We start from the raw sequence: 26,882 nt of genomic DNA, 5'->3' as shown, positions 1-26,882 counted from the left end.
TAGTTCCGGGCTGCTCGGCAAAACCCTGTAGAGACTCTGCTCCCGGTCGTGCTCGGTTGATCCACTGGAGTGAACTTGTTCGCGAGGCGGTGTTTCAGGCGCACCGCGTTGGTCGCCTCGCCAACAAGTTGGCTCCTACAGATTGAGCTGCGTCCTAGATCAAGGGATCAAGGGATCAAGGGATCAAGGGGACTGATTTATTTACATCGCTTCACCGTAAATTAATCTGTCCCCTCGCGGGCGCACCGCTGCTCATCCGTCACGACATGCCATTGGCAAATATTCAACGTGGGGCTTGATCCGCTGGAGCGAACTTGTTCGCGAGGCGATGTCTCAGGCGCACCGTGTTGGTCGCCTCGCCAACAAGTTGGCTCCTACAGACTGAGTCCTCGACCACAATCACCCACCGCAAGGATCAAGGGGACTGATTTATTTACATCGCTTCACCGTAAATTAATCTGTCCCCGGGTGGGCATATGCAGTTCGGCGGGAACAGATTGATTTATCCGGTCATGCTCGGTTGATCCGCTGGAGTGAACTTGTTCGTGTCCCCGGGCGGGCATATGCAGTTCGGCGTCTGGACGACGGGGGATCTCCTACAGGTTGAACTGCGTTCTGCGGTCTCAGCCACGATCAGGTGCTTCTCTCTGTCACTGCCAACCAAACCGCCGTACGTAAAACCCCTTCACCGCCTGGGTCAATCCTGCGTACGCCAGCAAAATCAGCGGCAGGATCACAAAGTACAGCGGTGGCAGCGCTTGCAGTTTGAAGTAGTGCGCCAGCGGCCCCATTGGCAGGAAAATCCCCACGGCCATGATCACCCCCGTCATGACCATCAACGGCATCGCTGCGCGACTTTGCAGGAACGGGATCTTCGGCGTGCGAATCATGTGTACCACTAGCGTTTGCGTCAGCAGCCCCACGACAAACCAGCCCGACTGAAACAACGTCTGGTGCTCAGGGGAATTGGCGCCAAACACATACCACATCAACGCAAACGTGGTGATGTCGAAGACCGAACTGATCGGCCCGAAGAACAGCATGAAACGCCCGACCTCTGAAGGCTGCCAGCGCTGTGGGGTTTTCAGCAACTCGTCGTCAACGTTATCGAACGGAATCGCGATCTGCGAAATGTCGTACAGCAGGTTTTGCACCAGCAGGTGCATCGGCAGCATCGGTAAGAAGGGGATAAACGCACTGGCCACCAACACCGAGAACACGTTGCCGAAATTGGAGCTGGCAGTCATCTTGATGTACTTCAGCATATTGGCAAACGTCCTACGCCCTTCCAGTACACCCTCCTCCAGTACCATCAAGCTTTTCTCCAGCAGGATGATATCGGCGGCTTCCTTGGCAATGTCCACCGCACTGTCCACCGAAATCCCTATGTCTGCCGTGCGTAGTGCCGGGGCGTCATTGATGCCGTCGCCCATGAAGCCGACCACATGGCCATTGGCTTTGAGCAGACGCACGATGCGCTCTTTGTGCGATGGCGTGAGCTTGGCGAAGACGTTGGTGGTTTCCACCGCTATCGCCAGTTCAGCATCGCTCATGCATTCGATATCGCCGCCCAGCAGCAGCCCCTGACGCTCCAACCCGACTTCACGGCAGATCTTCGCGGTCACACGCTCGTTGTCGCCGGTCAGCACCTTGACCGCAATCCCATGCTCGGCCAGAGCCTTAAGCGCCGGTGCCGTGCTTTCCTTCGGAGGATCGAGAAACGCCACGTAACCGATCAGGGTCATGTCGCTTTCATCGGCCAGGCTATAAGTGTCGCGCCCCGGCATCATCGAACGCGCCGCCACGGCCACTACGCGCAAGCCTTCTTCGTTGAACGACGCCGTCACGTCGAGAATCCGCGCGAGAAGGTCTTCACTTAGCGCTTCCTCGGCATCGCCATGCCGAACACGAGTACACACGCTCAGCACTTCTTCCAGCGCGCCCTTGCAAATCAGCAGATGCGGATGGCCTTGCTCGGCCACCACCACCGACATCCGGCGCCGATTGAAGTCAAACGGCACCTCATCGATCTTGCGAAACGCAGTGCCGACCTGCAGCTCGCGGTGGACCTCGACATGCTCCAGCACCGCGACGTCCAGCAGGTTTTTCAGCCCCGTCTGGTAATAGCTATTTAAGTAGGCCATTTCCAGCACATCGTCGGACTCATCGCCCCAGACATCGACATGGCGTGCCAGAAAAATCTTGTCCTGAGTCAGGGTGCCGGTCTTGTCCGTACACAACACGTCCATCGCGCCAAAGTTCTGGATTGCGTCCAGCCGCTTGACGATGACTTTCTTGCGCGATAGGAACACCGCACCTTTGGCCAGCGTCGAGGTGACGATCATCGGCAGCATTTCCGGGGTCAGCCCGACAGCGATAGACAGCGCGAACAACAACGCCTGCATCCAGTCGCCCTTAGTGAAGCCATTGATGAACAGCACCAGCGGGGCCATCACGAACATGAAGCGGATCAGCAACCAACTGACCTTGTTGACCCCCGCCTGAAAAGCCGTCGGCGCTCGGTCTGTGGCGCTGACCCGCTGGGCCAGGGCGCCGAAATAGGTGCTGTTGCCGGTGGTGAGGATCACACCCATCGCGGCCCCCGACACCACATTGGTGCCCATGAACAGAATGTTATCCAGATCCAGCGGAGTATCGGCGTGGGTGCCCTGCTGACGGGAAAACTTCTCCACAGGCAGCGACTCTCCTGTCATCGCAGCTTGGCTGACGAACAGGTCCTTGGCCGTGAGCACGCGGCAATCGGCCGGGATCATGTCACCTGCGCACAGGACGATCAGATCGCCAGGCACCAGTTGCTTGATGGGCAACTCAATGCGCTGCGACTTGCCGTTGTCTGCGGGCTGGGTGAAGTCTGCGTCATCCTCAGTGCGCCGCAGCACCGTCGCCGTGTTGCTGACCATGGCTTTGAGCGCGTCGGCGGCCTGGTTGGAACGCAGTTCCTGCCAGAACCGCAGGAGGGTCGAGAGCACCACCATCGAAAAAATCACCGTGGCGGCTTTCATGTCCTCGGTCAGCCACGAGACAACCGCAAGCAAGGTCAACAGCAGGTTGAACGGGTTTTTGTAGCAGTGCCACAGATGAACCCACCACGGTAGCGGCTGTTCGTGCTCGACTTCATTGAGACCATATTGCTGACGCAGCGCCAGTGCCTGGGCGTCAGTGAGGCCGTCCGGGTGGCTGCCGAGCTGGCTGAGTAATGTGGGCGCATCAGTGCTGGCGCCATGGGTCAGGGTTTGCGCCAGGGTGGGCGGCACTTCGCGGCTAACGGTGTTATCGGTCAAGCTGTCGAGCATCGCCAGCCGACGAAAGTGCCGGGCAATGTGCCGGTTCTGCAAAAAGCCTGCGAAGAACTCTTTTAGGAGGGTGAGGTTCATGGCTGTGGCCCCGAGGTCAGCGTCACTGGAAAGGACAGGAGCAGAGTCTGAACAGAGCCTTTACTGCCACTTTTCGCTGCATGGGCGAGCGGGCATAGGGTCTGTTGCCGTTTGGTTGTAAGCCGCGCTGCTGAAGGGACGGTGGGTCTGCGCATCGTTGAAAACGGGCGAAGATTACGCCCGGCTTTTGGGAGAGTAAACCGTCAGAAAGCGCCGCCGCCGGGTATCGGAAAAGTCTTCAGGAGACGTTCAGGATCAGCTCCACCTCCACCTGTTTATAGGCGCTGCCCAAGGCTGCGATTCAATCTACAGACAGACCAAAATCGCAGCCTTGGGCAACGCTCTGATTTGTGTCAGCCCGCCGCAAGACCGAAATTGGCCGACCTGATAAACTCCCGCGCCTTATTCCATTCCCAAGGCGCCTTGCATGTCTTCGCTGAATCAGGCGCTTCGCGTCGCGCTCGACAATCGTCAATCGCTGCTCGCCGAGCTGCACGCTCAGGGCACCGATTGCTATCGCCTGTTTCACGGCAGTCAGGAAGGCGCAAGTGGCTTGACCATTGACCGCTACGGCCCACAATTGCTGATCCAGAGCTTCCACAACAGCCTTGATCGCGAGTCGTTATTGGCGCTGCACGCGCAGGTGAACAAGCATCTTGGCCTCGAAACCCTGCTGGTCTATAACGACCGTTCTCAGGGGAATTCGCGCATCGACCGCAGCGACGCTGTGTACAAGGCCGACGACGCGGCGCTGGAGGACATGGTCGGCCATGAATGGGGCCTGAATTATCGCGTACGCGGGCGCCATGCCGGGCAAGATCCGCTGCTGTTTCTCGATCTGCGCAACGCTCGCGGCTGGGTAAAAGACCACAGCGCGGGCAAAAGCGTGCTCAACCTGTTCGCCTATACCTGCGGTGTTGGCCTGAGCGCCGCAGCCGGTGGTGCGAGCGAAGTGTGCAATCTGGATTTTGCTGAAGGTAATCTGGCGGTCGGGCGCGAAAACGGCGCACTGAACCCACAACTGCCGACGATGGCGTTCATTCAGTCCGATTATTTCCCAGCCATTCGCCAACTGGCCGGCCTGCCCATCGCTGCGCGTCGCGGCCACAAATTACCCAGCCATGTGCGCCTGGAGCAGCGGCAATACGATCTGGTGCTGCTCGATCCACCGGCCTGGGCCAAAAGTGCATTTGGCACTGTTGACCTGCTGCGTGATTACCAAAGCTTGCTCAAGCCCGCCGTTTTGACCACCGCTGACGACGGTGTACTGATTTGTTGCAACAACCTGGCGAAAGTCAGCATGGAAGACTGGCGCGATCAAGTACTGCGTTGTGCAATGAAGATTGGCCGTCCGGTGCGTGATTGCCAAGTGCTCACCCCAGGTGCAGATTTCCCCTCGCTGGATCAACAACCGCCGCTGAAAACGCTGATCTTGCAGTTCTGAGCCACTTACGCAAATTAAGGAAATATCCCACAAAGACTTTCAGGGCGGATTTCGGAACCAGATTGGCGTGCCATACTCCAATCACCTCCTACAAAGAGAGTCGACGCCACACATGCCCAAAGGATTGAAACGCGCCATCGGCGCCTTGCTGGCCGTCTTCGCAATTTACAGCTTGCTGGGGTTCTTGATTCTGCCCGGCATCGCGTTGCGAGTTATCAATCAACAGTTGGCGAACTACTCGACGGTTCCCGCGAAGCTTGATCGACTTGAACTCAACCCCTATAGCCTGGAAGTCACACTGTGGGGCTTGAGCATCGGTGCCCCCGGTCGAGAGGAAATCGGCTTCGAGCGTCTCTACGCCAACTTGCAGATTGACAGTCTATGGACGCGCGCCCTGCATCTGGACGCCGTGGAGCTAGACAAACCCAAGAGCCAATTGCTGTTCGCCAAAGACGGCACGCTCAATCTGGCGCAGTTATTCAAGCTGCCGCCAAGCGAACCGGCCAAGCCAGATGAACCGCCAAGCAAACCATTTCCGTTACGCATCGATGAGATCAAGCTCGCCAGCGGCTATGTACACTTTCAGGACTTGCGCCCCAGCGAGCCCATCGAGTTTCTCTACGACACCCTTAATTTCGAGCTGAAGAACCTCAGCACGCTGCCCGAAGACAACGCCGACATGACCCTCGTCGCGGCAGGGCCTGAAGGCGGGCAGATCGACTGGGTGGGGCGGATCAGTCTGGTGCCGATCACCTCGCAAGGCACGCTTAAGGTCACTGATGGCAAGATGAAAGTCTGGTGGCCGTATGTGCGCGACGCCCTGCCACTCGCCTTGCAAGATGGCATCCTTAACCTCAACACCCACTACACACTCAACCTGGCAAAGGAAACCGAGCTGCTGCTGGACAATACGTCGCTCAGCATCGCCCCGTTCGGTATCAACGCACCGGATGGCCGCCCGCTGGTGCGCCTGAAAAGCCTGGAAGTGAGCGAGACCTCCATCGATCTGGTCAAACAATTGGTCACCGTCGGCAAAATCCGCAGCAATGGCCTGGAGACGTGGGCAGCGCGCGAATCGGATGGCCAACTCGATTGGCAAAAGCTGTTCGCCAGCCAGCCACCTAAAACGACCGAGGCCGCCAAACAGGAACCGGCTACCGCGACAGGTGTAGAAACTCAGAAAGCCGAAATCGCCGCAGCACCGAGCAAGCCTTGGCAGGTCCTGTTGCGCGACGTTCAACTGCGCGACTACAAGGTCCATCTGGCCGACCGTGTGCCGAAAGAGCCAGTGGCGATAGACGTCGGCCCGCTGAATCTGGACCTGCAAAACTTCGACAGCCTGAACCAGTCACCCTTCAAGCTCAAACTTGACACCGGGTTGGGTAAGCAAGGCAAGCTGACGGCTGAGGGCGAGGTCAATCTGGCGCCCGTCCACGCCAAGTTGAATGTCACCACCCGCGACATTGATCTACGGGTCGCGCAGGCCTATGTCACCCCCTTCATCCGTCTGGAAGTGCGCAGCGGCATGTTGACGAGCGATCTGGCGGTCGACCTTAAAAGCACCGAGCCCTTGGCATTGGGTGTAACCGGCAAAGTACAGGTCGATCAGTTACACACGCTGGACACACTTAAATCCAGAGACTTCGTGCGCTGGCAAAAGCTGGGCATCGAGGGCCTGAATTTCCAACTGGGCGACAGCCTGACCATCGCCCAGGTCAACCTTGAACAACCCTATGCGCGCTTTGTCATCGCCGACGACCGCACCACCAACATCAATGACTTGTTGGTGCCACAACCGGCCGAGAAAAGCGCACCCGCCGCGAAAAGCAAAACCGCAAGCGCCGATAAGCCGATGGCCATCCGCATTGGCGAGGTCAACATCAACAACGGCTCGGCCAACTTCGCCGACTTCAGCCTGACGCCCAACTTCGCCACGGCGATCCAGCAACTCAACGGGAAAATCGGCACGCTGGACAATCGCCAGCCGAAACCTGCGAGCGTCAACATCAACGGCAAAGTCGATCGTTATGCGCCAGTGACGATCAAAGGGTCGCTAAATCCCTTTGATCCGCTGGCAAGCCTGGACATCGCCACCAGCTTCAAACGCGTCGAACTGACGACATTGACGCCCTACTCCGGCAAATTCGCTGGCTACCGTATCCGCAAGGGACGACTGAACCTTGATCTGCATTACCTGATCACCAAGGGTCAGTTAAAAGCCGAAAACAAGGTCGTGGTCGAACAGCTGCAACTGGGTGAGAAAGTCGATAGCCCCGACGCCGTTAACCTGCCGTTGAAACTGGCGGTCGCGTTGCTCAAAGACATCGACGGCAAGATTTCCATCGAGCTTCCGGTATCCGGTGACTTGAACAACCCGCAGTTCAGTGTGATGCCGATTGTCTGGCAAACCCTGCGTAACCTGGTTGTTCGCGCAGCGGCGGCACCGTTCAAGTTCATTGGCGGGCTGGTCACTGGCGGCGGATCGGAAGACCTTGGCACCGTCTCGTTTGCAGCAGGTTCGGACCAACTGAGCAGCGAAGCCCAGTCATCGCTGGATAAACTGGCAGCGGCCTTGAAGGAACGCCCGGCGCTGCGTCTTGAAATCGAAGGCACCAGCGCAGAAAGCAGCGACGGCCCTTTGATCGCGCAGCAGCGTCTGGAGCGCGAATACCAAAGTACTTACTACAAAATCCTGCAACGACGTGGCGACAAAGTTCCGGCCCAAGCTGGCGACCTGAAAGTGCCCGACAATGAGAAACCACCGATGCTCGAAGGCATTTACCGCACACGCCTCAAGCAACAGCCGCCGGCAGAATGGGTGGATCTGGGCAAGGAAGAACGCCAGGGCAAGATGCGCGAAGCGGTATTGCAATCCTGGAGTTCAAGCGCCTTACTACTGCGCCAACTGGGTCAGTCCCGGGCCAGCAGTATCAAGGACTATTTGGTCGACAAAGGACAATTGGCGGATGATCGGGTGTATTTCGTCGATGCCACTCTAGGTCAGGCGGAAAAAGACGGGCGTGTCATCAGCCCACTGCATCTGGACAGCGAGTAACACCATTTGAAGAGCGTAAGAGCGAGTATTGCCGTTGTTCTCGGATTGTCGGCGTTAACCACCATGGCCTATGCCGATACGCTGCGTTGCGGCAGCCAATTGATCAGCGTCGGAGACAGGATGTTCGACGTGCAGCAAAAGTGCGGCCAGCCAGCGAGCCAGGACATCATCGGCTACAAGGAAACGGTCAATCACTTCCGTCAGGTCGACCAGGTTCAGGTACAGGAATGGATCTATGGGCCTAACGGCGGCATGTACCAGTACCTGCGCTTTGAGGGTGGGCGGTTGGTGAGGATTGATAGTAATCGCGGGAAGTAAAAACGCTCCTGCAGCTTTCAGTACCCGTAATAGAACAGGCCCCGACGCGAGCGCCGAGGCCTGTAATGACCACATCCATATGGTCTTTCGCATGAACCGTGAGTCGATCAGTTGGCGACCTCCCTGGCCGTCAACTGATCGCTTTCCATGGTCAGTGCAAAGATTGCAGCTGATTACTCAGCTTTCAGGCCATCAGCCGAAACGGCTTTGACGCCTTTGATCTTCTTGGTGATCGCGACAGCGGTGGCTTTCTGCGCTTCGGTGATCGCAACGGTCGACGACAGGGAAACCACGCCTTTGTTGGTTTCTACCTTGATGTCGGTGCCAGGAATGCCTTTTTCGGTCAACAGATCAGATTTGACTTTGGTGGTGATCCAAGTATCTGAAGTGGCTTCTTTGGTTTTAGCGACTTCACCGGCAGCAACTACCATCGGCGTTTTAGCAGAGGTCTCGGCCATAGCGACGTTGGCCATGGTCAACGTCAGCGCAGCGGCGGTAGCGGCAGCAATAGCGAACTTCTTCATACGAGTAACTCCTGTTTTTTTCAAAATCTGCAGCAAGCGTTCAACTGCAGGGTTACTGGTATATCGCAAGTGCTGTGCCAACCAAGCCTAAAAAATAAAATTCATATATATCAGATACTTATGTTTTATAAGATCTGCATGCATCGTGCAGATTGCCCGTTTATAAAAAGTTCCGCTTGCAAGATGCATGTTCTGCCCGAGTGACCTCACTCATCAATTGATGTAACACCTTAAAAAAGATCAAAAAAAAACCCCAAAAGGGGGCGGTGGTTTCTTTATTAGGAAAATCGTCCCGGCTCGACGCTTTTGACGTCGGCTCACCTCGCATCGTCTTCTGGACAGTGCGTAGCCCGGGGCCTGCCCAACCCTGTTGGGCTGGTGGCCGCAGCTCACCTGATTTGGAGAGCCGCGCTGGACGCTGTGTCCGGGCAGTGATTCTGTTAAAAAGAATAGGCTTTGAGGTGCGACAGAGGATTGCGAATATTGCTGAATAAAACACCGCTTGCGCAATATTTAGCTTCAGATTAATAATTCAGCGCAATCTAACTCATATAGGGGCAATTCGTGAGCAAGCTCGATAGGTATGACCTGAGTATTTTGGCCGAGCTGCAACGCGATGCTCGTATTTCCAATCAGGAATTGGCCGAACGCATCGGACTATCCCCCTCACCCTGTTCACGCCGAGTCAAGCAACTGGAAGACGACGGCTACATCGTCGGTCAAGTCGCGCTACTGGACCGCAAAAAACTGGGCCTGAGCCTGACTGCGTATGTGTTGATCGGCATGGACCGTCACACTCCCGACCGTTTCGAGAATTTCGAACAGCAGATTCGCCTGTTGCCGCAAGTATTGGAATGCAGCCTGGTGACCGGGGTCGACGCCGATTATCAGCTCAAGGTCGTGGTGCCAGACATGGACCACTATCAGAAATTTCTACTGGGCCACCTGACCCGCATTGAAGGCGTCACCAGCGTACGCTCAAGCTTTGTGCTCAATCAGGTGTTGGCCAGCACGGAGTTGCCACTGGTTCACCTGCGCAGCTAGAACCTCGTACCTGCACGAATAAAGGAGAAGCCCATGGAGCCGGAGCTGTTCGAAGCGTGGATGATGAAAATCCTGGTGACCATTCTGGTCGGCTTTATGGCGTTCATCGTCTGGGATCTGGCGAAGAAATCCAAAGCTGGCCGTTTCGGCACCCTCATTCTGTTCTTCGTGCTGGGGTTGGGCGTGCTGGCGTTTGTGATCAAAGAGGTAGTGATTGCCTATATCGAACAGGGTCGCTAATGAACGCACTCACTGTAGAAGATCCCTCCTCGCGCAGTAACACGAGACCTGTAGATACTCTGTTCCCGGTCAAGCTTTTAACAGGTGTTTTTTGCTGAAAAGCCTGGCCGTATCAAATGCTTCATCGCTACGGATGGCGTATGTCTTCAATGTCGCGGGTGATCACATTGAAGTGCGCGGCTTGCCCCGCGACCTGGCGCGCAGCGGCAGCAAATCCGGTGCGCGCGGGCTGCCAGTCACGCCGCATGCACAGGTTTACGACGGGTTCCCCGCCGGTCGCGGGACAAGCCCAGCTCCTTGGAGGATGTTTACCTGAGTCGTCATCGCAAATGCTTTACGGGGGACAGGACCAGAACGCACAAGGAGCGAATTCATTCGCGAGATGGCTTTCATACCGATAAAGATGCATGGACAGTACCGGCCCTTCGCGAATGAATTCGCTCCTACAGAGGCGGTTCGAGGTGCCAGCAGGGTAAGGTCTGGTACGACGCTCTAGAGCTTGGCAGGCACCTCGCGCCATTGCCCTTGATCCAGCCCCTCGATACTCCAGTCGCCAATGCGCACCCGCACCAAGCGCAACGTCGGCAAGCCCACTGCGGCTGTCATGCGCCGAACCTGACGGTTGCGCCCTTCCTTGATTACCAACTCCAACCAACTGGTTGGCACACTCTTGCGAAATCGCACAGGCGGGTTACGTGGCCAAAGCTCAGGTTCCTGCAATTGACGCACCTGCGCCGGTAAGGTTGGGCCGTCGTTCAGCGCCACACCGTCACGCAGCGTTTGCAGTTGCTCAGGCGTCGGCTCGCCTTCAACCTGCACCCAATAGGTCTTGGGCAGCTTATGCTTGGGGTCGGCGATGCGTGCTTGAAGCTGACCGTCATTGGTCAACAGCAACAAACCTTCACTGTCACGATCCAGCCGTCCGGCAGGGTAGATGCCTGGAATATCAATGAAGTCCTTGAGCGTTGCTCGCCCTTCGCCATCACTGAACTGCGTCAGCACATCGAACGGCTTGTTGAACAGGATTAATCGAGGGGCGGCAGGCGGCGCTTTGGCGACACGCCGGGGCGCGCCTGAACTGCCGGGAGCGGGGCGACGTGAGGCAGGACGTTGGATGCGGGACATATGAGCTCGAAACACGAAAACAGAAAGGGCCACTTTAGTGGCCCTTCGCACAAATGCCTAATTGATCAACGCGACAACATCAACGGAATGGCGGCTCATCGAAGCTACGCAGCTTGCGCGAGTGCAGCGAGTTGAGCTGGGTACGCAACAGATCAAGCGCAGCGATGCCGATCTTCAAATGCTGGGTGACGGCGCGCTCGTAGAAGGCGTTGGCCGAACCCGGCAGTTTGATTTCGCTGTGCAATGGCTTGTCCGACACACAGAGCAAGGTGCCGTAAGGCACACGCAAGCGATAACCCTGGGCCGCAATGGTGCCGCTTTCCATGTCCACCGCAACAGCGCGAGACAGGTTGATCAACGGACGTTCCTGCGCCCAACGCAATTCCCAGTTACGGTCGTCGTAGGTCAGTACGGTGCCGGTACGCAGGCGTTTTTTCAGGTCTTCGCCACGCTCGCCTGTGACTTGCGCCGCCGACTCTTGCAAGGCCAATTGCACTTCGGCCAGCGCCGGGATCGGAATGTTCGGCGGCAGTACGCGGTCCAGAATGCCGTCGCGACGCATGTAGGCATGAGCCAGAACGTAATCACCGATGGTCTGCGACTGACGCAAGCCGCCGCAGTGGCCGATCATTAGCCAGCAGTGCGGACGCAGCACGGCCAGGTGATCAGTGATGTTCTTGGCGTTGGACGGGCCGACGCCGATATTGACCAGCGTCACGCCATGACCATCTTCAGCGATCAGGTGATAAGCCGGCATCTGATAACGATGCCAGACCACACCGGCCACGATAGCCTGTGCCTGACTGTCATCCATGCTCTTGTCGACGATCACGTTGCCCGGCAACACCATGCGCACGAAACGCGGGTCGTCACGCAGTTTTTCCAGGCCATGAACGATGAACTGGTCAACATAACGGTGGTAGTTGGTTAGCAGAATCCACGGCTGCACATGACGCCAGTCGCTGCCGGTGTAATGCACCAGACGACGCAGGGAGAAATCCACCCGAGCGGCATCGAACAACGCCAGCGGCAACGGGTCGGTATTGGCCCAGTCATACAACCCGTCGGCAATGCCATCGGTGGCCGCGGATAAGTCAGTGCTTGGGAACACACGTGCCAGGGTCGCTGCCGTGACACCGGTGCCCGCCAGTTCATCGCCCTGCTCGACCACGTAGGGATACGGAATGTTTTGCTCGCTGACGCCGACTTCGATGGTCACGGTGAAGTCATTCATCAGCGGCACAAGCTGTTCGAGCAGGTATTTGCGAAACGCTGCCGGGTGGGTCACGGTGACCGTGTAGGTACCTGGCAGTTGGACTTTGGCGTAGGCCCGAGTGGTCAGTGGCACTTCGCCCTGACACTGGTAGGTCAAGCGCAATTCGGGGTAGCGAAACTGTAGGTGTTCGGCAGCAGTGGGCTCGACGCGATCTTTGAGGTAGCGCTTGAGCGCCTGGCTCAAGGCAGTGGTTGCATCTGCATGCAGCTCGGCCAGCCGATCTACGGCCTGCTCCGCGGTGTCTACGACAATAAACGCTTGGGTCACGGTACGATCCTTCTGATCTTGCAGGCCTCCATCTTGCCTGCATCGAAGGGCGAAGGCACGGATTGTGTCAGATGAATCGCCTCGCGCGGAGCGAGGCGTCGCAACTGTTTCCCTCGCCAACACGTTGGCTCCTACACAAGAACAGTACCAGCGGACTTACCCGACCTGCGGTGAAGACCGCGCCACCAGCGCCTCGACCTCCACACCACGAGGCAGCGCGCCGTACACGCGGCCAGGGTGCTCCAGGCGTCCGGCGATAAATCCGTCACTGACCGCCGAGTTACCCGCCTCCAGCAATAGCTTGGCCTGCAAGCCAACAGCGATGTCTTCGGTCAGTTGCCGGGCGCGGTATTGAATGTCGCGGGTGTCCTTGAAGGCACTTTTCAATCGGTCAATGTGCGCCGCCAGACGCTTGTCGCCATGACCGTCACCCAACTCCTGAAACAGCGCGTCCAGAACGCCCGGCTCCTTCGAGAGCGCGCGCAATACGTCCAGGCATTGCACGTTGCCGGAGCCTTCCCATGTCGAGTTGACCGGTGCTTCGCGGTACAGACGCGGCAGGATGGTGTCCTCGACATAACCGGCGCCGCCCATGCATTCCGCCGCTTCGTTGATCATCGCCGGCGCACGTTTGCAGATCCAGTATTTGCCCACCGCTGTCACCAGTCGGGCGAAGCGTGCTTCATGAGGATCATCCAGACGCTCCAGCGCGCGGCCCATACGCAGGGTCAATGCCAATGCAGCCTCGCTTTCCAGCGCCAGATCAGCGAGCACGTTCTGCATCAGTGGTTGTTCGCTGAGCACACGGCCCGCGACTGAACGGTGTGCGCAATGATGAGCAGCCTGAGTCAACGCCTGACGCATCAAGGCACTGGAACCTGTCATGCAGTCGAAACGGGTCATGGCGACCATTTCGATGATGGTCGGTACGCCGCGCCCTTCTTCGCCGACCATCCAGGCCAGCGCGCCGCGAAACTCGACCTCGCTGGATGCGTTGGACCAATTGCCCAGTTTGTCCTTCAAGCGCTGGATGTAGAACTCGTTGCGCGTGTCGTCCGGGCGATGACGCGGCAGTAAGAAACAGGTCAGGCCTTTGTCGGTCTGCGCCAGCGTCAGAAACGCATCGCACATCGGCGCCGAGCAAAACCATTTGTGGCCGACCAGTTCATAGGCTTGGCCGGGGCCTGGCTGCCCGACGGGATAGGCCCGTGTGGTGTTGGCGCGAACATCGGTGCCACCTTGTTTTTCGGTCATGGCCATGCCGATGGTCACACCGGATTTATGGGCGATGCCAACGTTGCGCGGGTCATATTCGCTGGCGAGGATCTTCGGCAGCCAGATGTCCGCCAGGTCAGGCTGAAGGTTGAGCGCGGGGACACTGGCAAAGGTCATGGTTAACGGACAACCGCTGCCAGCCTCGGCCTGGGTATGCAGGTAACTCATTGACGCGCGGGCGACATGCGCGCCTTCACGTGGATCGGTCCACGGCAATGACGGAATGCCGTGCTCGATGGCTGTGCGCATCAACTGATGATAGGCGGGGTGAAACTCCACCAGGTCAATCCGATGGCCGTAGCGATCATGGCTGGAAAACACCGGTTTGTTCCTGTTGGCAAGAAACCCCGCTTCCATCAGCGGGCCACCGGCCAGTGCGCCATAGGCGTCAATCCGCGACTGCGCCCAACCGGCGCCCAAGCGCTGCGACCATTCCTGCAGCGGCACGTCGATGCGATAAAGATTGCTGCCATCGAGCGACGGTGGCTGGTTGGTGACTTCGTGGGTTTCGGCGAACTGATGCAGGTTCATGGCGCTCTCCTGTCCGGTCGGCACGCGGCAATCGCGCAGATGCGAATCAGTGAATCACGCACAAGGCGCTTTAAAAAGCGCCATAGATGACTAAACGACGGCGCTTTTGCCCTTCATTCGCCAGGCTCGCAGTCAACCGTTGAATTCGTGCCATCGTCTGGACGGCGTCTCGCCCTCTTTCGCTCGTAGCAAATCCAGGGTTAAGCGGAACTGACTGCCCGCGCCCGGCTCGGACTGATGACTCAATCGGCCGCCTTGTAGCTCGATCAACTGCCGACAAATCGCAAGGCCAATCCCAAGACCGCCGTATTCGCGGGTCATCGAGCCATCGACCTGGTAGAAGGTCTGATACAGCGTGGCCTCGTCAAGACGGGTGAAACCAATGCCTGTGTCGATCACATTCAGCAGCAGACGCACGCGTTGCTCATCTACGCATTGCCCTGACACCCGAACCCTGACCGACCCGGCCGGGGTGAATTTGACAGCGTTGTCCACCAGACACTCCAGGCACTGCCGCAGTCTGGCGGCGTCGCCCACCAAGCTGTCAGGCATCGACTCATCCACATCGACGCTCATCGTCAGGCCTTTTTGGCGGGCCAGTAGTTCGTAACGGCTGCTCACCTGGAACAACAGATGGCGCAGGCTGAACATTTGGTTGCGTACCTCAAGCCGGCCGGCCTGCAACTCCGTCAGTGTGAGGATGCCGTTGACGATGCCCATCATGTTCTGTGCAGATTCGGCGGCGGTCTGTAGGTAAAGCTCGAAATCCTCCTGCCCGCCGTCCACTTGCATCAGCTCCAAGGAGCCGATAACGCCGTTCATGGGGGTGCGCAATTCGTGGGTCAGCGTTGCAAGGAATTCGTCCTTCAAGCGGTTGCTGATCGCCAACTTCTGGTTGAGCGTTTCCAGATCCCGACTGGCCTGCGCAGTAATCTTCTCTTGTTGCTCTCGCATCGTATTGATGCGGTCGGCCAGGGCGAGCGAAAGAAGCGTGACCTCGATGACCGAGCCAATCTGGCTGGCATACATGGTCAGGAACGTATTGGGCAGCCAGCCCAACAGCATGGTGGCGTTGATCACGCCACCCACTAAAAACGCGGACCAGGCCAGGACGAAATAACGCGCAACCCGTAGCCCTTTAAGGTGGGCAACGATACCAACGAAGAACACCACCAAGGTGAAGACCAGCACCAGGCCGGTCACCAGACACAAAGCCAAGCCGTAATCGGCGGCCCAAGCCAGCACCATGATCGCGCTTGCGCAGACCATCGTCAGCACCAGTGGAATATCCAGCCAGCGCCCCAGTTTGGGCGTCTGCAACAGCGTTCGGGAGAACTGGCTGGCGAACAAAATCGCGGCGGCTATCAGCAAGGGGCTCGAAACATTGGCCCACCAAGGGTTATCCGGCCAGAAAAACTCGATGCCCGCACCGTTCACCGAGACCTGATACAAACCAAAGCAAGTGATATAGAGGATGTAATAAAGGTAACTGGCGTCGCGCACGCTGAGGTAGATAAACAGGTTGTATACCAGCATCCCCGCCAGCACACCGTAGATCATGCCGAGAATATACAGACGCCCCGGTTGCTCCTCGATGTAGGCGTGACTGGACCACAGATTGAGCGGTGCCTGAATAGAGCCATGACTGGCGACGCGCAAATAGACGGTTTGGGGCCGATTGGGTGGCAGGCTCAAACTGAACACGTAATTGTTCTGTTTAATTTGTCGGCTGGAAAAGGGCAGCATGTCGCCCGTCTGCCAAACGAGGTTCGCCCGACCGAACTCATCCGGCAGGTACAAATCAACATGGTCCATCGGGGGATATGCCAGCTCGAGTAACCAGTCGTTGGTGGCATCAGGCTTGATAGGGCGATAGGTCAGCTCAACTTTCAGCCAGAACGCGGACCTTGAATAGCCGGCATTCAGCGAGCCCGAATCCAGTTGACGGAATTTCGGTGCCATGACAGCAGAGCTGACATCGTTAATGGTCGCTTCGCCCGCCGGGTCCTCAAACACCTGTACGGCGCGCCCCAGCGGCATGCTGCGGGTGGTCTCGTCGAAGTCCACTGCAAGTGCAAACACGGGCAACCAGGCAAATAGCATGATCAGCACATAACGCATACGACCCCAGCCTCTAACTGCCCGATGGCGCCGCTAAACTCCTCGCCTGCGTGAAGCAAGATCGACCGATCGACCCTTTCATCAAGCCAATACGGGAAGATTGAAAAAATTGGGCCTATGCCTATGGATGAGGCCGCCGATGCAATCGGCTTGGTTAACGGGCAACGCACTTGCATTCACTCTTTAAGGGGGAGACAGAAAACAGCCGTTATACAGGATAGTGATTAGTAGCTAGATGACATTATGACTCATGCATCCGCCGTCACCTTTTCTTTACCTTTCAATGCCATACGAACTAAAACCCGTCCAAGTTAACTAATGGGTGACGTATCCCCACTGCATGAGAAAAATCCCACGCGCACGGGCGGCCCGGCAAAAGCTTTAGTGGTAAGCTCGCGCACCATGAATATCTATAGCTCCCGCCCCGTTGTCCTCTGTCTCTCCGGCCATGATCCCAGTGGTGGTGCCGGTTTGCAGGCAGATATCGAAGCCCTGCTCGCTCAGGGTTGCCATGCAGCTCCCGCCATTACAGCCCTGACCGTGCAAGACACAGTGAATGTCACTGACTTCCGCGTGCTGGACCGCGAATGGGTGCTGGCTCAAGCTAATGCTGTGCTCAATGACTCAACGGTTGCCGCCGTGAAGCTGGGCATGTTGGGCTCGCTGGAAATGGTCAATACCGTCGCTGAACTGCTACAGGCGCATCCGCATCTGCCGTTGGTGTGCGATCCGGTGCTGCGCGCAGGCGGCGGCGGCCGACTGGGCAAAGACGAAGTCGGATACGCGATGCGTGAACGTTTGCTGCCGCTGGCAACCATCGCTACGCCAAATCTCCCGGAAGCACGGATTCTCGCAGAACTGCCCGAAGGCACCGCCGACGAGTGCGCTGAAATACTGCTGCCGTTTTGTGAGCATTTGCTGATCACCGGCGGCCATGGCGACGAACATCAAGTCCACAATCGGCTGTACATCCGCAACGGCCAGCCCCGCACGTTTATCTGCCAACGCCTGCCGGGCAGCTATCACGGCTCCGGCTGTACGCTGGCCAGCGCATTGGCTGGACGTCTGGCCTTGGGGCAGGACGTGATCAGCGCCGTCGAAACAGCTCTCGACTACACTTGGCGCACGCTTCGTGACGCTGAACAGTTGGGTAAAGGCCAGTTCGTCCCGCGCCGCTTGCCGTTGGATTTTTGCTCGTAACGCCACGAAAAAAGAGGCCCACTTGATGAAACTACGTGGCTTGTACGCCGTAACCGACAGCCAACTGTTGGCCGGCAAATTCTTGTCTTACGTCGAAGCCGCGCTCGACGGCGGTGTAACGCTTCTGCAATACCGAGACAAATCCGGTGACGAAAACCGCCGCCTGCGCGAAGCCTCGCAACTGCTTAAGTTGTGCGAGCGATACAAGAGCCGGCTGATCATCAACGATGATGCGGAAGTCGCAGCGCGTTTGGGCGTGGGCGTTCATCTGGGGCAAACCGACGGCTCGCTACCCGATGCCCGTGCGCTGCTGGGCCACAAAGCAATTGTTGGCGCAACGTGCCACGCGCAACTGGAACTTGCCGAAAAAGCCAAAGCCGATGGCGCAACGTACGTAGCGTTCGGTCGGTTCTTCAACTCCAGCACCAAACCCGGCGCACCGTCTTGCACCCTTGAAATGCTCAGCGAAGCGCGCAAGCGTATTAATTTGCCGATTGCGGTCATCGGCGGTATTACCCTGGAAAACGCCGCGCCGTTGGTGGCTCATGGCGCTGACCTGCTGGCCGTGGTGCAGGGGTTGTTCGGTGCTGACAGCACCCAGGAAGTCACCCGTCGCGCCCGCGCCTTCAACGATCTGTTCAAATCGACCTGATCTGCGTCAGGCCCGATCACCACACCTTCTTTTCGATTCAAGCAGAGACCCGATCATGTCCCGTTCTGAAATGCTTTTCGCCAACGCTCAGAAACACATCCCAGGCGGCGTCAACTCGCCAGTGCGGGCATTCAAAAGCGTCGGCGGCACACCGTTGTTCTTCAAACACGCGGTTGGCGCGTACGTGACAGATGAAGACGACAAGCGTTATGTGGATTACGTAGGCTCGTGGGGCCCGATGATCCTCGGTCACAGCCACCCCGACGTGCTGGACGCAGTACGCAAGCAACTGGAACACGGCTTGTCCTATGGCGCGCCAACGGCCATGGAAACCGAGATGGCTGATCTGGTCTGCACCATCGTGCCGTCGATGGAAATGGTACGCATGGTCAGTTCCGGCACCGAAGCGACCATGAGCGCGATCCGTCTGGCCCGTGGGTACACCGGTCGCGACAGCATCATCAAGTTCGAAGGCTGCTACCACGGTCACTCCGACAGCCTGCTGGTCAAAGCCGGTTCCGGTGCGCTGACCCTGGGCGTGCCGAGTTCGCCAGGCGTGCCTGCCGCGTTCGCCAAACACACACTGACGCTGCCGTTCAACGACCTTGATGGGGTAAAAGCGATGCTGGCCGAAGTCGGTCAGGAAGTGGCCTGCATCATCGTCGAACCGGTCGCGGGCAACATGAACTGCGTACCGCCAGCGCCAGGCTTTCTTCAAGGCCTGCGCGAAGAATGCAACAAACATGGCGTGGTGTTGATTTTCGACGAAGTGATGACCGGTTTCCGGGTCGCACTTGGCGGCGCCCAAGCGTATTACAACGTCGCGCCTGACCTGAGCACATTCGGCAAGATTATCGGCGGCGGCATGCCTGTGGGTTGTTTCGGCGGCAAGCGCGAGATCATGTCGCACATTGCGCCGCTCGGCCCGGTGTATCAGGCCGGCACGCTGTCGGGTAACCCGCTGGCCATGGCTGCCGGTTTGGCCACCCTGCGCCTGATCAGTCGTCCGGGCTTTCACGACGAGCTGAGCAATTACACCGCACGCCTGCTCAAAGGCCTGCAAGAACGCGCTGACGCGGCAGGCATTGCGTTCGTGACCACCCAGGCGGGCGGTATGTTCGGTCTGTATTTCAGCGACGTGAAAGAGATCGTGACCTTCCAGGACGTGATGACCAGCGACGCGGACCGCTTTAAACGCTTCTTCCATCTGATGCTTGAAGGCGGCGTGTACCTGGCCCCGAGTGCGTTTGAAGCCGGCTTTACCTCCATCGCCCATGGTGATGCCGAATTGCAGCTGACACTGGACGCTGCCGAGAAGGCGTTTGCCAAGCTTACGTAACTCAAACGTTGCAAAATCTGTAGCAGTTGCCGAAGGCGGCGATGCGGTTTTCATGAAGAACTGCAATTGCAGCCCTCGGCAGCTCTAGGCAAGTGCATATGCCGAACGAATTTGTCGCACCAAACACTCAATATCTTTCAAAGCAAACACGGATTTTGTTGGATATAGAGTTCCTCGCCAGCACTTGAGCCTGTAAATACAGGCGAATCAAGGCCGCGCAGCAGAAAATCAGTAAAGACTTTGTAAGGTTGGCACTGGTTATTTCATAATGCGCAGCCAGCACGTTTCGCTGGACGGGCATGCCCGCACCTTTTTCAGAGGTAAGTCGACTTCCATGAACCGCACCGGCCGCACCCTTGCATTGGGCTGCCTGTTGCTTCTTCATCCCCTGCTGGCGGACGCAGGTGGCAACTCGTTGTTAATCCCAGCGGTGGGTCGCTGCACCCTCAATACCCAGCCAGACAACTTGCCAGCCGCGCTGCTGGCCTGTCAGCAGGCGGCGCAAGCCGGGGATGCACAAGCGCAATACGAGTTAGGTGAGTTTTATTACGACGGCAAAAACGCGCCCCGTGACTTGACCCAGGCACTTAATTACTTTGAGCAGGCATCGCTGCAAGGACACGCGCAGGCCCAGTATCAATTGGGCTTGATGTTCTTCCGTGGCGAAGGCGTGCAGGCCAACAATATTCAGGCTTATATCGTGCTGAAGATGGCGGCGGTCAATGGTTCCGAAGACGCACTCGACAGCGCCGACGAAGTTGCCGCGCAAATGAAACGAGATGAACTGGAAGTGGCGACTCAGGTATTAGGCCAGATATTCCGCAAATACCTGCTGGAGCTGCAAACGGCTGAGGGTCGTACGCCGTTCGCTCCGCTACCCTGATCGAACTGAACCCGGGATGTATTACTTATCCGGCATTGGCATGGGGAACGGCATGACGTTGCCGGTTTGCCGTGCTTCGCTGATCTTGGCTGTGCCCATCCGCTCGACTTCATCGATGCGCACAATCGAATGCATCGGCACGAAGCTACGCACCACGCCATCGAACTGGGCCTTGAGCTTTTCTTCGCTCGGGTCGACGACGATGGTCGTGCGCTCGCCGAAGACGAACTCTTCCACCTCCAGAAAACCCCACAGATCGCTTTGATAGATCTGTTTGGCGTACATCTCGAACACCTGTCCCTGGTTGAGAAAAATTACCTTGTAGATTGGAGCTTCGCGTTTGGTCATAACAGGCAGGTAATGATCGGCGGTTTGAAAAGGGCGCGAACTATAGCACGCCGCTCGTTAGACGACGCTATGAACCCTGAGCCCGGGTGCCTATAATGCGCGGTTCTTTGAATCACCTGATGAACACGCATGGCCAAGAAGCTTTACATCGAAACCCACGGTTGCCAGATGAACGAGTACGACAGCTCGCGCATGGTTGATCTACTGGGCGAACATCAAGCGCTGGAAGTCACCGCTCGCGCGGAAGATGCCGATGTCATCCTGCTCAATACCTGCTCGATTCGCGAGCGGGCCCAGGATCGCGTCTACTCCCAGCTTGGCCGCTGGCGTGAACTCAAACTCGCCAACCCGCAAATGGTGATCGCCGTCGGCGGTTGCGTCGCGAGCCAGGAGGGCGCCGCCATCCGTGATCGCGCGCCCTACGTCGATGTCGTATTCGGCCCGCAAACCCTGCACCGCCTGCCAGAAATGATCAACGCCGCGCGCCTGACCCGGCTGCCGCAGGTCGATGTGTCGTTCCCGGAAATCGAAAAGTTCGACCACTTGCCCGAACCCCGCGTCGATGGCCCGAGCGCCTATGTGTCGGTGATGGAAGGTTGCAGCAAATACTGCACGTTCTGCGTAGTGCCTTATACGCGTGGCGAAGAAGTCAGCCGCCCCTTCGATGACGTCATCACCGAGGTGTTCCATCTGGCCGAAAACGGCGTGCGCGAAGTGACGCTACTCGGTCAGAACGTCAACGGCTATCGCGGCGCTACCCACGACGGGCGCGTGGCAGACCTGGCTGAACTGATTCGTGTGGTCGCAGCCATCGACGGGATCGACCGTATTCGCTATACCACGTCGCACCCGCTGGAGTTTTCCGACAGCCTGATCCAGGCCCACGCCGAAGTGCCGGAACTGGTGAAACACCTGCACTTGCCGGTGCAATCGGGCTCTGACCGCATTCTGTCGGCGATGAAGCGCAACCACACCGCGCTGGAGTACAAGTCCAAACTGCGCAAACTCAGGGCGGCGGTGCCGGGGATCAGCATCAGCTCCGACTTTATCGTCGGCTTCCCTGGCGAAACCGAGAAAGACTTCGAACAAACCATGAAACTGATCGAGGACGTCGGCTTCGACTTCTCCTTCTCGTTCGTCTACAGCCCACGGCCCGGCACCCCGGCAGCCGACCTGACCGACGAAACCCCTGAAGAACTGAAAAAACAGCGCCTGGCAGCATTGCAACACCGCCTGAACCAGCAAGGCTACGAAATCAGCCGACAAATGGTAGGCAGCACGCAGCGCATTCTGGTGACCGACTACTCGAAAAAAGACCCTGGCGAATTACAGGGACGCACCGAGAACAACCGGATCGTCAACTTTCGCTGCGACAACCCCAAACTGATCGGCCAGTTCGCCGACGTGCATATCGACGATGCTCAGCCACATTCGCTGCGTGGGTCGTTGTTGCAGTAAGCTCCAAAACGACACACACCTTTTGTAGGAGCCAACTTGTTGGCGAGGCGCGCAACACAGTGCGCCAGGAATGCCGCTTCGCGAATAAATTCGCTCCTACAGCGCAGATGGCTCTCAGCTCACAACACCATTAGTAAGCGAGCCCTTTCGAACAGACCCCGCAGGGGTTATCCTTCGTTTCACCTTAATTGCCATCGGGCGGCCTAAAACGACCTTGAACGCACCCATCGAACCACATCGCTTCACCCTCGATTCCTTCGAGGCTCGCCGCTTCGCAAATCTGTGCGGGCAATTCGACGAGCATTTGCGCCTGATCGAACAACGCTTGGATATCGAAATCCGTAACCGCGGAAACCAGTTCGAGATGATTGGCGAGCGCAAACAAACCACCTCGGCAGAAAACCTCTTGCGCCGCCTGTATCGGGAAACCAAAAGTACCGAACTGTCACCGGACATGGTTCACCTGTTCCTGCAGGAGTCCGGCGTTGACGAGCTGGACAACCACCCTGCCGCCGAAGTCGGCGTTGCCCTGCGTACCAAAAAAGGCATGATTCGCCCGCGCGGCTTGAATCAGCAAAAGTACGTGAAGGAAATCCTCGGCAACGACATCAACTTCGGCATCGGCCCGGCGGGCACAGGCAAGACTTATCTGGCTGTGGCGGCTGCCGTTGATGCACTGGAACGCGAACAAATCCGACGCATCCTGTTGGTACGTCCGGCGGTAGAAGCTGGGGAAAAGCTCGGCTTCCTGCCAGGCGACCTCGCCCAGAAAATCGACCCGTACCTGCGCCCGCTCTACGATGCGCTCTATGAAATGCTCGGCTTCGAATACGTCGCCAAGCTGCTCGAGAAGCAGGTCATCGAAGTCGCCCCGCTCGCCTACATGCGCGGACGCACGCTTAATAACAGCTTCATCATTCTCGACGAGAGTCAAAACACTACCGTCGAGCAAATGAAAATGTTCCTGACCCGTATAGGCTTCGGCTCCACCGCCGTGATCACTGGCGATATCACCCAGATCGACCTGCCCAAAGGCACCAAATCCGGGCTGATTCATGTCATCGATGTGCTCAAGGATGTGCCAGGTATCAGCTTCACCCACTTCAAGCCTAAAGACGTGGTGCGCCATCCGTTGGTGCAGCGCATCGTCGAAGCCTACGAGCGCTTCGAAGACCGCTTCAACGATCAGTCCAACGGACGGATCGATGCGCCAAGGGAAGCCCGCCGCGATGCTTGAGTTGGACCTGCAACTTGCCAGTCAAGCGAGTACACCGAGCCAAGCCCAATTTCGCCTTTGGTGTGAAATGGGCCTGCGCCAGCGCAGTGCCGATTCCGAGTTGACCATTCGCCTGGTTGACGAGCCTGAAGGCCGCGAGCTCAATCACACTTGGCGGCACAAAGACTACGCGACCAACGTATTGTCGTTCCCGGCAGACGTTCCTGATGAACTGCTGGATATCCCACTGCTTGGTGATCTGGTGATCTGCGTCCCGGTGGTCGCGCGCGAGGCTGCCGAACAGGGCAAGACCCTCGACGCCCATTGGGCGCATCTGGTCATTCATGGCTGTCTGCATTTGTTGGGCTACGATCACATCGACGATGACGAAGCCCAAGAAATGGAAGCACTGGAACGAACGTTGCTTGAAGAGCTGGGCTACCCCGATCCATACGCCGACGATGAAATCGTCGATTCCCCTGATTTCGAAAATCAGCATTCAGAAACACCGGCAAAGGAACACGAGTAAGGGCTATGAGCGAAGACCGATCGAGCAACGGGCAAAAGTCGTGGTTGGGTAAACTCACCCAGGCATTTGCCCATGAGCCGAAAAACCGCCAGGAGCTGCTTGAGCTGCTGCGCGAAGCCCACCAAAACAAGCTGCTGGACAGCGAGGCACTGGCCATTGTCGAAGGCGCGATTCAGGTCGCTGACCTTCAGGTGCGCGACATCATGGTGCCGCGTTCACAAATGATCAGCATCAGGGCCAACCAAACCCCTCGGGAGTTCCTGCCGGCGGTGATCGATTCTGCGCACTCGCGTTACCCGGTGATCGGCGAAAGCCACGACGATGTCCTCGGCGTGCTGCTCGCCAAAGACTTGCTGCCGCTGATCCTCAAGGAAAACGGCGAAACCAGCGACGTTAAAAACCTGCTGCGTCCAGCCACTTTTGTCCCTGAGTCCAAGCGCTTGAACGTGCTGCTGCGCGAGTTTCGCGCCAACCACAACCACATGGCCATCGTCATCGACGAATACGGCGGTGTTGCGGGCCTGGTGACGATTGAAGACGTGCTGGAGCAAATCGTCGGTGATATCGAAGACGAGCACGATGTCGAGGAAGACAGCTACATCAAGCCGCTGCCCAGCGGGGACTTCCTGGTCAAGGCACTGACGCCCATCGAAAGCTTCAACGAGTTCTTCGACAGCGAGTTTTCCGATGACGAATTCGACACCGTCGGAGGCCTTGTGATGAATGCGTTTGGGCACCTGCCAAAGCGTAATGAAATCACCGAAATCGGCGCGTACCGTTTCCGTATTCTGAACGCCGACAGCCGTCGTATTCATTTGCTGCGCCTGAGCCCGATTACCCGCTCGTAACGTCGTTTCCGTGCTGTCGTTTTATTAAGGAATGTAAATGCGCTGGATCACCCGCCCCGGCTGGCCCGGTAACTTGCTGGCCATGGTGGCTGGCGCGCTTATCACCCTGGCCTTGGCACCGTTCGATATCTGGCCACTGGCGATCATCGCGCTGGTGGTTTTCTATCTGGGGCTGCGTGATCTGACCCCGCGCCAGGCATTATGGCGCGGCTGGTGTTATGGATTCGGCCTGTTCGGCGGCGGCACCAGCTGGATCTACGTCAGTATCCACACATATGGCGAAGCGCCGGTCTGGCTTGCTGTGTTCCTGATGGTGCTGTTTTGCGCCTCGGTCGCGTTTTTCTTCGCCCTGCCTGCCTGGCTATGGGCACGCTGGATTCGGCGCAACGAAGCGCCACTGGCCGACACACTGGCCTTTGCCGCGCTGTGGTTCGGCCAGGAAATGTTTCGTGGCTGGTTCCTGACTGGCTTCCCCTGGCTCTACTCCGGCTACAGCCAACTCAATGGCCCGCTGACTGGACTGGCGCCCGTCGGTGGTATGTGGCTGATTTCCTTTTCCCTGGCGCTGACCGCGGCGCTGCTGTGCAATCTCTACCGTTTACGGGCACGTAAATCCTTTTTTGCTGCTGGAGTGATCCTGCTGCTAGCACCATGGGTGATCGGGCTGGCGCTCAAAAACCATGCCTGGACCTCGCCGTCTGGCGCCCCGCTCTCGGTGGCGGCCTTTCAGGGCAACGTAGAACAGAGCATGAAGTGGGACCCGGCGGCGCTGGACGCACAACTGGCGCTTTACCGCGACATGACGTTTCGGTCCAAACAAGTGGATTTGATCGTCTGGCCGGAAACCGCCATCCCGGTACTCAAGGAGTCGGTGGAAGGCTATCTGTCGATGATGGGCAAGTTCGCCGCTGATCGTAATTCGGCGCTCATTACCGGCGTGCCATTACGGGAAAAAGGCAGCCACGGCGAATCCCGTTACTACAACGCGATTACGGTGACGGGGGAAGGCGACGGCACTTACCTGAAGCAAAAACTGGTGCCATTTGGCGAATATGTGCCATTGCAGGATCTGCTGCGCGGCTTGATCAGCTTCTTCAACCTGCCAATGTCGGACTTCGCTCGTGGGCCGGCGGATCAAGCGCTGTTGCAAGCGAAGGGTTATCAGATTGCGCCGTTTATATGCTACGAAGTGGTGTATCCGGAATTCGCCGCAGGCTTGTCGGCACAGAGCGATCTGCTGCTGACGGTGAGCAATGACACCTGGTTCGGCACATCGATTGGGCCGCTGCAGCACTTACAAATGGCGCAAATGCGCGCGCTGGAAGCTGGCCGCTGGATGATCCGCGCCACCAACAATGGCGTGACGGCGCTCATCGATCCGTTTGGCAAAATCACCACCCGCATCCCGCAATTCGAACGCGCCGTGATGTATGGCGAAGTGGTGCCTATGCAAAACCTGACACCGTACCTGCACTGGCGCTCGTGGCCCCTGATCATCGTGTCGTTGCTGCTGGTGGGCTGGGCGCTGGTGGCGAGCCGGATTGCCAAGACGGTTTGAAATCGTCTGTAGGAACGCGGCTTGTCCCGCGACCGGCGGGGAACCCGTCGTAAACCTGCGCATGCGGTGTGACAGACACACCGCGCATAAAGCATTTGCGATAACGCCTCAGGTAAGCATCCTCCGATACGGCCCTTATCTACCGATAAACCAATGGATACACCAACAACCCCGCTGCCTCATTCAACAGTTGCCCGCTCTGGGTCATCGCCTTCCCTTCAGGTAGCCAGCCGCCA

At 57.8% G+C, this 26,882-nt stretch carries 21 protein-coding genes and 1 pseudogene; 14 read left to right on the top strand and 8 right to left on the bottom strand.

Annotation, left to right across the window (positions count from 1 at the left end):
• Positions 1-650 precede the first annotated feature (650 nt).
• On the bottom strand, positions 651-3,395 hold the full coding sequence (mgtA, locus tag VGC62_RS22255; protein ID WP_331189237.1) for a magnesium-translocating P-type ATPase: 2,745 nt from the start codon (positions 3,393-3,395) through the stop codon (positions 651-653).
• A gap of 427 nt (positions 3,396-3,822) precedes the next feature.
• Here mgtA and VGC62_RS22250 point away from each other — a divergent pair, with 427 nt between their 5' ends.
• The 3 genes from VGC62_RS22250 to VGC62_RS22240 all read left to right on the top strand — a co-directional run bounded on the left by VGC62_RS22250 (position 3,823) and on the right by VGC62_RS22240 (position 8,212).
• Positions 3,823-4,839, top strand: a complete 1,017-nt coding sequence (locus VGC62_RS22250; RefSeq protein ID WP_331189236.1) for a class I SAM-dependent rRNA methyltransferase — start codon at positions 3,823-3,825, stop codon at positions 4,837-4,839.
• Positions 4,840-4,951: 112 nt separating this feature from the next.
• The gene (locus tag VGC62_RS22245) at positions 4,952-7,894 is read left to right on the top strand and encodes a DUF748 domain-containing protein (RefSeq protein WP_331189235.1); all 2,943 of its coding nucleotides are present in this window, start codon (positions 4,952-4,954) and stop codon (positions 7,892-7,894) included.
• Between the two features lie 6 nt (positions 7,895-7,900).
• Positions 7,901-8,212, top strand: a complete 312-nt coding sequence (locus tag VGC62_RS22240) for a DUF2845 domain-containing protein (RefSeq protein ID WP_414705838.1) — start codon at positions 7,901-7,903, stop codon at positions 8,210-8,212.
• A gap of 173 nt (positions 8,213-8,385) precedes the next feature.
• Here the strand turns inward: VGC62_RS22240 and VGC62_RS22235 are convergent, their stop codons facing one another.
• Positions 8,386-8,736 (bottom strand): BON domain-containing protein, encoded by a 351-nt coding sequence (locus VGC62_RS22235; RefSeq protein ID WP_331189234.1) that lies wholly within the window; start codon positions 8,734-8,736, stop codon positions 8,386-8,388.
• A gap of 564 nt (positions 8,737-9,300) precedes the next feature.
• Here VGC62_RS22235 and VGC62_RS22230 point away from each other — a divergent pair.
• Positions 9,301-9,780: an Lrp/AsnC family transcriptional regulator gene (locus VGC62_RS22230; RefSeq protein WP_331189233.1), complete on the top strand. Its 480-nt coding sequence runs from the start codon at positions 9,301-9,303 to the stop codon at positions 9,778-9,780.
• Positions 9,781-9,813: 33 nt separating this feature from the next.
• Positions 9,814-10,020, top strand: a complete 207-nt coding sequence (locus VGC62_RS22225) for a DUF2788 domain-containing protein (RefSeq protein ID WP_331189232.1) — start codon at positions 9,814-9,816, stop codon at positions 10,018-10,020.
• 492 nt (positions 10,021-10,512) lie between these two features.
• Here VGC62_RS22225 and VGC62_RS22220 read toward each other — a convergent pair whose 3' ends face one another.
• The 4 genes from VGC62_RS22220 to VGC62_RS22205 all read right to left on the bottom strand — a co-directional run bounded on the left by VGC62_RS22220 (position 10,513) and on the right by VGC62_RS22205 (position 16,615).
• Positions 10,513-11,145 (bottom strand): pseudouridine synthase, encoded by a 633-nt coding sequence (locus VGC62_RS22220; protein ID WP_331189231.1) that lies wholly within the window; start codon positions 11,143-11,145, stop codon positions 10,513-10,515.
• A gap of 79 nt (positions 11,146-11,224) precedes the next feature.
• On the bottom strand, positions 11,225-12,688 hold the full coding sequence (gene amn / locus VGC62_RS22215; protein WP_331189230.1) for an AMP nucleosidase: 1,464 nt from the start codon (positions 12,686-12,688) through the stop codon (positions 11,225-11,227).
• A 156-nt stretch (positions 12,689-12,844) separates the two neighbouring features.
• Complete coding sequence (locus VGC62_RS22210; RefSeq protein WP_331189229.1) at positions 12,845-14,494, bottom strand: acyl-CoA dehydrogenase family protein; 1,650 nt, start codon at positions 14,492-14,494, stop codon at positions 12,845-12,847.
• A 132-nt stretch (positions 14,495-14,626) separates the two neighbouring features.
• Positions 14,627-16,615, bottom strand: a complete 1,989-nt coding sequence (locus tag VGC62_RS22205) for a sensor histidine kinase (RefSeq protein ID WP_331189228.1) — start codon at positions 16,613-16,615, stop codon at positions 14,627-14,629.
• 402 nt (positions 16,616-17,017) lie between these two features.
• Between VGC62_RS22205 and VGC62_RS22200 the strand changes: the two genes are divergently transcribed.
• The 4 genes from VGC62_RS22200 (at position 17,018) to VGC62_RS22185 (ending at position 20,689) form a co-directional block, all read left to right on the top strand.
• A complete protein-coding gene (locus VGC62_RS22200) occupies positions 17,018-17,815 on the top strand; it encodes a hydroxymethylpyrimidine/phosphomethylpyrimidine kinase (RefSeq protein WP_331189227.1) in 798 nt (265 codons plus the stop codon).
• 25 nt (positions 17,816-17,840) lie between these two features.
• Positions 17,841-18,467 (top strand): thiamine phosphate synthase, encoded by a 627-nt coding sequence (gene thiE / locus VGC62_RS22195; protein ID WP_331189226.1) that lies wholly within the window; start codon positions 17,841-17,843, stop codon positions 18,465-18,467.
• A 55-nt stretch (positions 18,468-18,522) separates the two neighbouring features.
• Positions 18,523-19,806 carry a glutamate-1-semialdehyde 2,1-aminomutase gene (gene hemL, locus VGC62_RS22190; RefSeq protein WP_331189225.1) on the top strand — a complete coding sequence of 428 codons (1,284 nt, stop codon included), beginning with the start codon at positions 18,523-18,525 and terminating at the stop codon, positions 19,804-19,806.
• 334 nt (positions 19,807-20,140) lie between these two features.
• Positions 20,141-20,689 carry a tetratricopeptide repeat protein gene (locus tag VGC62_RS22185; RefSeq protein WP_331189239.1) on the top strand — a complete coding sequence of 183 codons (549 nt, stop codon included), beginning with the start codon at positions 20,141-20,143 and terminating at the stop codon, positions 20,687-20,689.
• A 21-nt stretch (positions 20,690-20,710) separates the two neighbouring features.
• Here the strand turns inward: VGC62_RS22185 and VGC62_RS22180 are convergent, their stop codons facing one another.
• The gene (locus VGC62_RS22180) at positions 20,711-21,037 is read right to left on the bottom strand and encodes a DUF1820 family protein (protein ID WP_331189224.1); all 327 of its coding nucleotides are present in this window, start codon (positions 21,035-21,037) and stop codon (positions 20,711-20,713) included.
• Between the two features lie 129 nt (positions 21,038-21,166).
• Between VGC62_RS22180 and miaB the strand changes: the two genes are divergently transcribed.
• From miaB to lnt, 5 genes are all read left to right on the top strand, one after another.
• Positions 21,167-22,495 carry a tRNA (N6-isopentenyl adenosine(37)-C2)-methylthiotransferase MiaB gene (miaB, locus tag VGC62_RS22175; RefSeq protein ID WP_331189223.1) on the top strand — a complete coding sequence of 443 codons (1,329 nt, stop codon included), beginning with the start codon at positions 21,167-21,169 and terminating at the stop codon, positions 22,493-22,495.
• A 214-nt stretch (positions 22,496-22,709) separates the two neighbouring features.
• Positions 22,710-23,732 carry a PhoH family protein gene (locus VGC62_RS22170; RefSeq protein WP_414705837.1) on the top strand — a complete coding sequence of 341 codons (1,023 nt, stop codon included), beginning with the start codon at positions 22,710-22,712 and terminating at the stop codon, positions 23,730-23,732.
• Positions 23,725-24,240, top strand: coding sequence for an rRNA maturation RNase YbeY (gene ybeY, locus VGC62_RS22165; RefSeq protein ID WP_331189238.1), 516 nt, complete (start codon positions 23,725-23,727; stop codon positions 24,238-24,240). Before VGC62_RS22170 ends, ybeY begins: the two co-directional genes overlap by 8 nt.
• Before the next feature lie 5 nt (positions 24,241-24,245).
• Positions 24,246-25,088 (top strand): HlyC/CorC family transporter, encoded by an 843-nt coding sequence (locus tag VGC62_RS22160; RefSeq protein ID WP_331189222.1) that lies wholly within the window; start codon positions 24,246-24,248, stop codon positions 25,086-25,088.
• Positions 25,089-25,125: 37 nt separating this feature from the next.
• On the top strand, positions 25,126-26,646 hold the full coding sequence (gene lnt / locus VGC62_RS22155; RefSeq protein ID WP_331189221.1) for an apolipoprotein N-acyltransferase: 1,521 nt from the start codon (positions 25,126-25,128) through the stop codon (positions 26,644-26,646).
• Positions 26,647-26,785: 139 nt separating this feature from the next.
• Here lnt and VGC62_RS22150 read toward each other — a convergent pair.
• Positions 26,786-26,882 (bottom strand): annotated as a pseudogene (locus tag VGC62_RS22150) (YdcF family protein); the annotation flags it as partial.

It is taken from the genome of Pseudomonas sp. (assembly GCF_036404235.1).
GTDB lineage: Bacteria > Pseudomonadota > Gammaproteobacteria > Pseudomonadales > Pseudomonadaceae > Aquipseudomonas.
Note: the sequence above shows the minus strand (reverse complement) of the source record. Positions and strands in the feature narration are given on the sequence as shown.